Source organism: Variovorax sp. 10N412, from assembly GCF_056394985.1.
The window spans coordinates 1-2,491 of the sequence record NZ_JBFTIO010000043.1 but is presented as its reverse complement, the minus strand read 5'-3'; the positions used below and the strand labels follow the sequence as shown (position 1 = coordinate 2,491).

Genomic DNA, 2,491 nt, shown 5'->3' with positions numbered 1-2,491 from the left:
TCTTCGACCAGCGCGGCGTTCTGTTGGGTGACCTGGTCCATCTGGCTGATGGCCTGGTTGACCTGCTCGATGCCCGAGGTCTGTTCCTGGCTCGCCGCCGTGATCTCGCCCATGATGTCCGTCACGCGCTTCACGCTGCCCACGATCTCTTCCATCGTGCGGCCGGCTTCCTCCACCTGCTTGCTGCCCTCCTCGACCTTCTCCACGGARTCRCCGATCAGCGTCTTGATTTCCTTGGCYGCTGCGGCCGAGCGCTGAGCCAGGCTGCGAACTTCGGAAGCCACGACCGCGAAGCCGCGGCCTTGCTCGCCAGCGCGAGCAGCTTCGACTGCCGCATTCAGCGCCAGGATGTTGGTCTGGAACGCGATGCCGTCGATCACCCCGATGATGTCCACGATCTTCTTGGACGACGCATTGATCGAGCCCATGGTGCCGACCACCTGCCCGACCACGCTGCCGCCGCGCACCGCGACCTCGGACGCCGACACGGCCAGCTGGTTGGCCTGGCGTGCGTTGTCCGCGTTCTGCTTCACCGTCGAGGTCAGCTCTTCCATCGAAGCGGCCGTCTCTTCGAGCGAGCTGGCCTGCTCTTCGGTGCGCGACGACAGGTCCTGGTTTCCCGAGGCGATCTGGCTCGACGCCGTCGCGATGGTGTCCGTGCCCGTGCGCACTTCGCCCACGATGCGCACCAGGCTGGCGCGCATGGTCTCCACGGCGCGGGTGATCACGCCGATCTCGTCGCGGCGCTGCGAGGCCAGCCGGCCCGACAGGTCGCCGCCGCCGATGGCCGCGACATGCGCGCTCAGCGCGCTGATGGGGCGCACCGTGCGCCGGATGAACGCCACCAGCCCGAAACCCAGCACCAGGGCGGCGATCGCGATGCAGCCGCCCAGCCATGCCAGCTGGCGGCGCAGGCCGGCCATCACCTCGTCGGCCGGCACCTCGGCCACCACCAGCCAGCCGGTGGCTTCGCTGCGGGCGACCGACGCATGGTGCGCGCCCGCATCGCCCGGCGCCAGCACCGCCGGTGCGTCGTCGATCCAGAAGGCGTCGCCGCCCTTCAGGCGCTCCAGCCATGCATTGGCATCGCCCTTCAACACATCCGACAACGGCTTGCCGGCCGCGCTGGGATGGAACACGAGCGTGGGCTCGGGCGCCGCGCCGGGGCCGCCGGCGCCCGCTCCAGCCGGGTTGACGATGTACAGGCCGCCCTGCGTGTAGATGCGCGTGCCCTGCACCGCCTCGGCGAAGGCGGCCTGCTGCTGCGAGATGTCCAGCCCGATGTAGAGCACGGCCACCACGCGGCCGGCCGCGTCGCGCACCGGCTCGTACACCGTGATGTAGGGGCGCCCGAACAGGGTCACGCGCCCCACGAAGCGCTTGCCTTCGCGCAGCAGCGCATAGGCCGCGCTCTTGCGGTCTAGCAGCGTGCCCACGGCACGCTCGCCGTTTTCCTTCTTCACCGAGGTGGTTACGCGCCGGAAATCTTCGCCCTGCGCGACGAACACGGTGGCGTTGGCACCGGGGAAGTCGCTCGCGAAGCGGTCGACCTCGCTGGTGCTGGCCGCGTCGATGGGCGTGCCGTCGCTGGAAAGGAGGCCCGAGGCATCGAGCGCCAGCGTCTGCGCGAACTGCCGCCGGAACACGCCGAAGGCGTTGCCGGCGGTCGACTGCATGGTCTGGTCGAAGATGTCCAGGGACCGCGCGATGGCCTCCGCCTTCGCGTTGGCATATTGGGCGGCGCCGCGCTGCTGCTGCTGCGACGCCAGTGCGTAGAAGACGCACAGCATCAGCCCCGTGACCCCGAGGATCGCCACGCCGGCGCGCATGCTCAGCGTGCGCGCGAGCGATACAAAGGCGGGCGGCGGTGCGTCGTGTGGCGGCGCACCAGGTCGTTCGAGGCTCATCGGTTCTCTTTCAGGTCAAGGGAACGGCCCCTGCTTCGCGGCCCGACGCCGCGGCATCGCCGTGTTCCTGTATCGGCATCGCAGCGCCGGAGTTGAGGGCCTTGTTCTCAAAACTCGGTCCAGTCGCCTGGGGTGTCGCCGGCCATGGCGAGTTGCGGGGCGGACGCGGGCTTGCGATGGGCAGGCAGCGCCTTGGCCGCCGGCCGGACCGTCTTCGAAACGGGGGCGGCGGGCCTGATGGGGGTGATTCGTGTGAAGCTCGGGCGCGCGGGCGCCCGCTCTTCACCGCCCAGCTTGAAGACACTCACGGTCTTCACCAGGCTGCCGGCCTGCTCCTGCAGCGACTGGGCTGCCGCCGAGGCTTCTTCGACCAGCGCGGCGTTCTGCTGCGTGACCTGGTCCATCTGGCTGATCGCCTGGTTGATCTGCTCGATGCCCGAGGTCTGTTCCTGGCTCGCCGCCGTGATCTCGCCCATGATGTCCGTCACGCGCTTCACGCTGCCCACGATCTCTTCCATCGTGCGGCCGGCTTCCTCCACCTGCTTGCTGCCCTCCTCGACCTTCTCCACGGAGTCACCGATCAG

2 protein-coding genes are annotated in these 2,491 nt (G+C 69.3%); both read right to left on the bottom strand.

The features are described from left to right. A partial coding sequence (locus AC1DJH_RS33025; protein WP_478188604.1) for a methyl-accepting chemotaxis protein occupies nt 1-1,907 on the bottom strand: 1,907 nt, incomplete at its 3' end. A gap of 107 nt (nt 1,908-2,014) precedes the next feature. Continuing rightward, a partial coding sequence (locus AC1DJH_RS33020; protein WP_478188603.1) for a methyl-accepting chemotaxis protein occupies nt 2,015-2,491 on the bottom strand: 477 nt, incomplete at its 5' end.